The sequence below is a fragment of the uncultured Rothia sp. genome, from assembly GCF_937976295.1.
Lineage (GTDB): Bacteria > Actinomycetota > Actinomycetes > Actinomycetales > Micrococcaceae > Rothia.
In genome coordinates this window covers 1-7,769 of sequence record NZ_CALJRY010000338.1, presented here as the reverse complement: position 1 = coordinate 7,769, position 7,769 = coordinate 1, and the positions used below count along the sequence as shown (strand labels likewise).

Annotated in this window: 8 protein-coding genes and 1 pseudogene; 7 read left to right on the top strand and 2 right to left on the bottom strand. The window is 59.0% G+C overall.

Translation table 11 applies throughout. The features are described 5' to 3' along the window. Window positions 1-624, top strand: a 624-nt coding sequence (locus tag Q0216_RS09145) for a DUF6318 family protein (protein ID WP_298594727.1), incomplete at its 5' end; no start/stop codon positions are given. Between the two features lie 174 nt (window positions 625-798). Here Q0216_RS09145 and Q0216_RS09140 read toward each other — a convergent pair. Continuing rightward, window positions 799-1,428, bottom strand: coding sequence for a DUF3043 domain-containing protein (locus Q0216_RS09140; RefSeq protein WP_298594725.1), 630 nt, complete (start codon window positions 1,426-1,428; stop codon window positions 799-801). 126 nt (window positions 1,429-1,554) lie between these two features. On the opposite strand from Q0216_RS09140, the gene Q0216_RS09135 reads away from it, so the two are divergent. From Q0216_RS09135 to Q0216_RS09110, 6 genes are all read left to right on the top strand, one after another. Beyond that, on the top strand, window positions 1,555-2,949 hold the full coding sequence (locus tag Q0216_RS09135; protein ID WP_298594724.1) for a M20/M25/M40 family metallo-hydrolase: 1,395 nt from the start codon (window positions 1,555-1,557) through the stop codon (window positions 2,947-2,949). A gap of 300 nt (window positions 2,950-3,249) precedes the next feature. After that, window positions 3,250-3,603: an iron-sulfur cluster assembly accessory protein gene (locus Q0216_RS09130; protein ID WP_298594722.1), complete on the top strand. Its 354-nt coding sequence runs from the start codon at window positions 3,250-3,252 to the stop codon at window positions 3,601-3,603. 110 nt (window positions 3,604-3,713) lie between these two features. Continuing rightward, window positions 3,714-4,784, top strand: a complete 1,071-nt coding sequence (gene trpD / locus Q0216_RS09125) for an anthranilate phosphoribosyltransferase (protein WP_298594720.1) — start codon at window positions 3,714-3,716, stop codon at window positions 4,782-4,784. 378 nt (window positions 4,785-5,162) lie between these two features. Further along, entirely contained in the window at window positions 5,163-5,612 is a 450-nt protein-coding gene (locus tag Q0216_RS09120) for an NfeD family protein (RefSeq protein WP_298594718.1), read from the top strand. Window positions 5,613-5,705: 93 nt separating this feature from the next. Beyond that, the gene (locus Q0216_RS09115; RefSeq protein ID WP_298594717.1) at window positions 5,706-6,701 is read left to right on the top strand and encodes an SPFH domain-containing protein; all 996 of its coding nucleotides are present in this window, start codon (window positions 5,706-5,708) and stop codon (window positions 6,699-6,701) included. Between the two features lie 188 nt (window positions 6,702-6,889). Continuing rightward, the gene (locus Q0216_RS09110; RefSeq protein WP_005506034.1) at window positions 6,890-7,228 is read left to right on the top strand and encodes an RNA polymerase-binding protein RbpA; all 339 of its coding nucleotides are present in this window, start codon (window positions 6,890-6,892) and stop codon (window positions 7,226-7,228) included. A 218-nt stretch (window positions 7,229-7,446) separates the two neighbouring features. Here the strand turns inward: Q0216_RS09110 and Q0216_RS09105 are convergent. Next, a pseudogene (locus tag Q0216_RS09105) lies at window positions 7,447-7,769 on the bottom strand (dolichol-phosphate mannosyltransferase); the annotation flags it as partial.

The following is a 7,769-nucleotide window of genomic DNA, read 5'->3' as shown; positions in this document are numbered from 1 at the left end:
CTGACCGGAGGCACCCTCATCAGCCTCAGCACCCTACTCGCCGCCTGCGCACCGCACGACATCACAACTGCAGGAGACGGATCCACCGCCTCCGGCAGGGCCGCCACCAACAGCAGCTCAAGCAGCAGCGCCGGTAACAACGCCGGTAGCGGCGAATACCGCAAAGCAGACGCCAAAGGCCCCGCCCAAAACGTCCCCAAACCCAACGCCCCCGAAAACGGCTACCGCGACAAGACCCCAGAAGGCATCCTCAAAACCATGGACGCCTGGAACCAATGGGCCAACTACGGCGTCCAAACCGGCGACTACAGCAAAGCCCGCGAATTCCTCTCCACCTCAAACGACGGAGAACTCAAAATCTATCGCGAAATAGAAGCGCTCTACCAGCGCGGCGGATGGGTCATCGACGGCATCGAACACTTCGAACCCGAAGGCATACCCTGGAGCGACGACCGCCAAACCTACTACCTGAAAACCAGCCACGAATGGGACAAACACACCGAAGTGGAACCCGACGGCCGCCAAGAAACCTGGAGCAGCGACAAGGAAGAAGAAATCTACATCTTCGCCCTTGAACACCGCGACGGTAAATGGCAGATCCTCTACTCCCAAATCGACGGCTAACCGTACCGGCGTCTAGCAGTAATACACACATCCAGAAGCCACATGTGTTTCGAAAAGCCACCAAAGAAGTAGCTTCTCGAAACACATGTGGCTTCTCGCGTAAGAACATAAAAATAGGGGAGAGGTCTGAACCTTCAGGACCTCTCCCCAAGCACCCATAAAGGGACTAACGACTTAGTGCGGGTACTCGCCGTACTTCACCATCGGAACCGGGCGGCGCATACGACGAATCATCATCACACGGTTAAACGCATACATGCCAGAACCACGCTGAACCTCGCCGAACTTCGCAATCAGCTTCTTCTTCAGGCCGCGCCACAAAATGAAGTAGTCAACAACCCACAGAATCATCAGCGCATACATCGCGTACACGGAACCGTAATAAATCATTGCGCCAACGCTAGACGCGCCAGACACACCCTGAGCAATCCAGCCACCAATGAGCAGAACCAGCAGAATAGCCAGCATGAAATCGCCCAGGTTACGGCGCGCATCCACATAATCACGGATATAACGGCGCTGCGTACCACGGTCCACGGCGGGCAGGTAACGCTGATCGCCACCCATCAACGCATCATTCTGACGCTCACGAGCCTTAGCCATCGCCTCACGTTCACGAGCCTTCGCCTCCTTACGGTCATTAACAACCAGAGGCTGACGACGAGCCGCCTGCTGCTCCTTACGCGAAGGAGTAGGACGGCCCTTCTTCGGGGTGAACTTCGGATTAACCGGAGCCTGAGGCTCCTCTACAACCTGCGGCTGAACAGCTTCCGCTTCAGCCTTCTCTTTCTTACGACCAAACACCCTCCCATCATACCCGAACGGCACACACCAAACCCGCCCCCACAAGCCCACACCAGCAACTGAAACGAACCCAACCACCCGGCGGTTAGGGCCAAAGCGGGGACAAGGTGGGGGTAAGGTAGAAACATGACTACTGAATTCACCCACCACAGCGCCCTCAGCGACGCCGTCACCAAAAACTTCGAAGCAACCCTGCAGACCCTCACCGAGCTCGTCGCCATTCCCTCCATCGCCTGGGAATCGCACGACCTCACCCAGGTAGACCGCAGCGCCGAGGCAGTCGCCGCGCTCGCAACCAAGGCAGGCTTCAACAACGTACGCATCGAACGCGCCACCTACACCACCGCAGACGGCACCGAAAAGCAGGGCATGCCCGCCGTCATCGCCTCCCGCCCCGCCGCAGAAGGCTACCCGACCATCCTGCTCTACGCCCACCACGACGTGCAGCCGGCCGGCAACCTCGACCTGTGGGACACCGACCCCTTCGTCGCAACCCGCAAGGGCGACCGCCTCTACGGCCGCGGCGCAGCAGACGACAAAGCAGGCATCCTCGTACACCTCGCCGCGCTCGCAGCCCTCAACGAGACCCTCGGCGAAGACTTCAAACTCGGCGTGAAACTCTTCATCGAAGGCGAAGAAGAAGCAGGCTCGCCCTCCTTCGTCTCCTTCCTCAACACCTACCGTGAAGAACTAGCCGCCGACTACATTGTGGTCGCAGACTCCGCCAACTGGCGCGCCGGCGTACCCGCACTGACCACCAGCCTGCGCGGCGTCGCATCCGGCGACATCGAAGTACGCGTCGGCAGCCACGCCATCCACTCCGGCATGTTCGGCGGCCCCATGCTCGACGCCCACACCCTCATGGCGCAGCTCATCGCCACCCTGCACGACGCCACCGGCGCCGTAGCCGTCGAAGGCCTGCACCGCGCACCCGAACCCGAACTCGAATACGCCGAAGCAGACTTCCGCAACGACTCCGGCATCCTCGACACCGTACCCCTGGCAGGCACCGGTAGCGTTGCCTCCCGTCTGTGGACCCAGCCGGCAATCTCCGTCATCGGCATGGACATCCCCTCCATCGCAACCTCCTCCAACACCCTCGCCGTCGTATCCCGCGCACGCATCAGCACCCGCCTAGCACCCGGCGACAACCCCGAAAACGCACACCGCGCACTCGCCGAACACATCAAGGCACACGCACCCCACGGCGCCCAGGCGAACTACACCGCCGTCGACTCCGGCATGCCCTTCGCCACCGAAGTCGACGCAGACGGCGCACAAACCGCCCTCGACGCAATGCGCGCCGCCTGGGGCCTCGAACCCGTACAGACCGGCATGGGCGGCTCCATCCCGTTCATCTCCGACCTGAAAGACGTCTTCCCGCAGGCACAAATCCTCGTCACCGGCGTAGAAGACCCCGACACCCGCGCACACAGCGCCAACGAGTCCCTCTACATCCCGGACTTCAAAAACGCAATCCTCGCGGAGGCGCTACTGCTCAGCGCACTCGGCGCTCGCTAAACGCGCTCATCAGAAATAGCGGCGCAGAACGCGCTCACCAAATCAGCCCGCAAAACACTGGGCAGAAAAATGGATGCGAAAAGTGGGGGAGAAGGGTCACAACCCCCAACCCCCACTTTTTCGGTATCCTAGAAGCAGAATTACATGTCAAGCCCCCGCGCAAACACTCACGCCCCCGGCGAACTATGCACACCCTAGGTTGTACATCAAACACCCGGGCGCGTATCGTGAAGGCTAAAACACCCAACGCACCCACACGCGGCGCACACGGGCAACCAATCAAACAAAAGGACAACACCAATGAGTGAAACCATCACCGAACTGCCGACCCACGGCGTCAACCTCACCGAAGTAGCACAGACCAAGGTCCGCACCCTCCTCGAACAGGAAGGCCGCACCGACCTGCGCCTGCGCATCGCCGTCCAGCCCGGCGGCTGCTCCGGCCTCATCTACCAGCTCTACTTTGACGAGCGCGTCCTCGACGGCGACGCAGTCCGCAACTTTGACGGCGTAGAAGTCATCGTCGACAAGATGAGCGCGCCCTACCTCGATGGCTCCACCATCGACTTCGAAGACACCATCGAAAAGCAGGGCTTCTCCATCGACAACCCCAACGCAGCAGGCTCCTGCGCATGCGGTGACTCCTTCCACTAAACCGAAGGCACCCACCACGCGCCGCTAAAGCGCAACGCGCCTCACAAACCCCCGTCTCGCATACTGCACCCAACCATGCAGATACGCGGCGGGGGTTTTACACTTAACACATGACTACGCACGAAATCACCTGGAAATACATCCTCAACCAACTGGTTAAGCACCAGAACCTCAGCGACACCGAAGTCGCCTGGGCAATGGACCACATCATGACCGGCCAAACCGAACAGCCCATCCTCGCATCCTTCCTCACCGCCCTCCACTCCAAAGGCGAAACCCCCGAAGAACTCGGCGCACTCGCAGCCGGCATGATCGCCAAAGCCGAAACCGTCGACATCGACCCCCACGCTGTAGACATCGTCGGTACCGGCGGCGACCAGCAAAACACCGTCAACATCTCCACCATGGCAGCCCTCGTCATCGCAGGCACCGGCGCCACCGTCGTCAAACACGGCAACCGCGCCTCCACCTCCAAATCAGGCTCCGCAGACGTCCTCGAAGCCCTCGGAATCCGCCTCGACATGCCCATTCCCGCAGTCGCCGAATGCGCTCGCGAGACCGGCATCACGTTCCTGTTTGCGATGACTTTCCACCCGGCAATGCGCCACGTGGGCCCGACCCGCCGCCTGCTGGGCATTCCGACCGCGTTCAACTACCTGGGTCCCATGACGAACCCGGCTCGCGTGAAGTCTTCGGCTATTGGCGTTGCTAACCCAGTGATGGCTGAGAAGATGGCTCACGTCTTCGCTGAGCGCGGCGATCACGCCCTGATTTTCCGCGGCGATGACGGCCTGGATGAGCTGACCATCGCCACCACGAGCCGCCTGTGGGAGGCCGTAGACGGCGAACTGACCGAGTACCGTTTTGACCCGACCGAGTACGGTCTGCAGAACGCACCGCTCGAGCAGTTGCGTGGCGGCGACGCCGAGTACAACGCGGGCGTTTTCCGTGCAATTTTGGCGGGGGAGGGCGAGTCCCCGAAGAGCCCGCTGCGCGCCATTCACGACGCTGTGCTCATCAATGCTGCCGCTGGTTTGGTTGCGTACCGCCCGACCAACGGCGAGAGCTTTGAGACCCGCTTCACTCAGGCTTTGGCTGATGCTCGCGAATCTATTGCATCCGGTGCAGCAGAGCGCGTGCTCAACGCCTGGGTAGAGTTCAGCTCCAAGCACGCAGAATAAAGAAGCCTAGTAGCTGATGATAGGCACCCGAGATGGGGCGCATCGAATGGTGTGAGCTCATCTCGGGTGTTTGTCGTTTAAGCCGTACTGACTGAGCGCAGAAAGCACCGGTGGGTCGGTGGGGTAGTGAAAAATAGGTCTACTTTACATAATGTATATTATCGGCTTTTTAGGGAGGTTTAGAATGAACCCAAGATTCCCCATATCTAAATAAAGTCTTAACAGTTCATGTATTAACCTCACTCAGTCACCAGAACTGTCGCCATTACTCAATCCACCTGAAATAATGGATATACCCCGCATCACGAAGGTGCTGTCGCCTCGTGTGCAGATTCAACGTCAACCACGCCGGTTGATGTACACCAAAGGAGAAAACTCGTGGATTGGCTCTTTGAGGCACCCTGGACGCTCTGGGTTGCACTCGCGCTCATTTTCGCCATCATAGAAATGTTCAGTCTCGACATGTTCTTTCTCATGCTGGCGATTAGTGCAGGCGTCACCGCAGCAATATCACCTTTCGTTGATAACATGCTGATTCGAACCGTTATTTTCGTGGTAATTTGCCTGATTCTGGTTCTTGGCCTGCGCCCACCGCTGCTGAAGAAGCTCAATAAATCAGCCACCGGTGCTGCCACTAATGCTGAAGCACTCATTGGTGCTGAGGTGCGCGTCACTCAAGATGTGACTAGTGAAACCGGTTTGGTGGTACTCGCTGGCGACACCTGGACGGCGCGCACCGCCTCCGGAACGCTCGCCGCAGGATCACACGCGAGGGTGCGAGCCATTGAGGGTGCTACCGCAATCGTAGAGCCTCTCCCCCGCGGCTAATTCCACCACGCTAAGACCCATCTGAATACCGGCTCTAAAAGCAGGTTCAGATACCCTAGAACACACCATATAACTCACCGATAAGGAGAAACAATGCCTATCAGCCTTATTCTGACGGTCCTACTCATCCTCTTCGCGCTGACGATGCTCGCAAAGACCGTGCGCGTCATCCCGCAGGGACGAGCCGGCATCGTTGAACGACTGGGCAAGTTCCACGCCGTTCTCAACCCCGGCCTGCACATCGTCATCCCCGTAGTTGACCGCGTGCTGCCCCTCATCGACCTGCGTGAACAGGTCGTTTCATTCCCCTCGCAGTCCGTGATTACCGAAGATAACCTCGTGGTCGGCATCGACACCGTCGTGTACTTCCAGGTCACCGACCCTAAGGCTGCAACCTACGAAATCACCAACTACATTCGCGCTGTGGACGAGCTGACCAGCGCAACCCTGCGTAACGTCGTCGGTGGCCTGAACCTGGAGCAGACCCTCACCTCCCGCGACCAGATCAACGCGGAGCTGCGAGGCGTACTCGACTCCACCACCGGACGCTGGGGCCTGCGCGTCTCCCGTGTGGACATTAAGGAAATCCAGCCCCCGGCATCCATCCAGGACTCCATGGAAAAGCAGATGCGTGCAGAGCGTGACCGCCGCGCCGCAATCCTCACCGCAGAAGGCCAGAAGCAGTCCGACATTCTGACCGCAGAAGGTGAATCCCGCGCAGCTATCCTGCGTGCAGAGGGTGAAAAGCAGGCACAGATCCTTCGTGCAGAAGGTGACGCACAGTCCGCAATCCTGCGCGCAAACGGTGAAGCAGAAGCCGTGCAGAAGGTCTTCGCAGCAATCCACGAATCCAACCCCAGCCAGCAGCTACTCACCTACCAGTACCTGCAGACCCTGCCCAAGCTCGCCGAAGGCGACGCCAACAAGCTCTGGTTCATCCCGACCGAACTCGGCGATGCACTGCGCGGCCTGGGCAACGCATTCGGCACCCTGCCCGCCTCCAACCTGGCAGATGCACCGAAGAAGCCCGCAGCGCAGGCACCCAAGAGCGCACCGCAGGCACCCGGAAGCTACGGCATCAACGGCTAAACGCGAAATCTAACGCATAAAAAGGCGTGAATCACCAAAAATCACGCCGAATACCACCACCACGCTGGGCGGGTGGAGACTATTACCGATATAATGGATGTTTTGTAAACGTTCGAGGGAATAGCTCTCCCCCGCCCAACGTTATGCCTAAAGCGCCAAAGAGCGCACCCGACGACACTGGAGGAAAAATGAGCGATCGTAGCCTGCGCGGTATGCGCCTGGGTTCCCAGTCGATGGAAACCGAATCGAACGTACAGCCCGCGCCCCGCCAGCGCGTCGAATACCGTACCGCAGACGGTGACCGTGTTTTCGTGACCTTCGCGGCAGAAGCAGAAATCCCCTCGGTATGGACCGCAAAGTCCGGTAAGGAAGCATACCTCGTCAACGGCGACTCCACCGCAGACGCCGAAGAAGAGAAGCCCGCACGTACCCACTGGGACATGCTCATGGAACGCCGCAGCATCGAAGAGCTGGAAAAGACTCTGGAAGACCGCCTGGAATACTACCGCAAGCACTACGCGCTCTAAAAGCACCGTAGACATGCCGTAGAAACGCTGTAGAAGACCCGCTAAGAGCCACTCAAGCTCTTAGCGGGTCTTCTCGTTTTGGTGATGGCTTTGTCGGTACGTGAGCCAGGAAAGAGCACTCCAGAAAGCACGAAAGACCGGGGCGGATACGTTATGTATCCGCCCCGGTCTTTCGTTTAAATCAGGTGCGAGAAGCGCCTCAGCAAGAAGACGCAGGCTTACTTGCCCAGAACCTTCTTCAGCTTCTGAATACGGTTAGCCATACCCCAGCGAGTCACCTTAGACATGGAGTCAAAGATAATGTTGCCGTCCATCTTCGAAGCGCCAATCTCACGCTCAACGAAGGTAATCGGGACCTCAACGATCTTCAGGCCAGCCTGCTCGGAACGCCACGCCAAATCAACCTGGAACACGTAACCCTTCGAGTCAATGCCATCAAGGTTCAGGCGCTGCAGAGCCTCACGACGGTACGCACGGAAACCAGCAGTAATGTCCTTAATGGAGGTGCCCAGAATCAGGCGGGTGTACAGGTTAGCGCCGC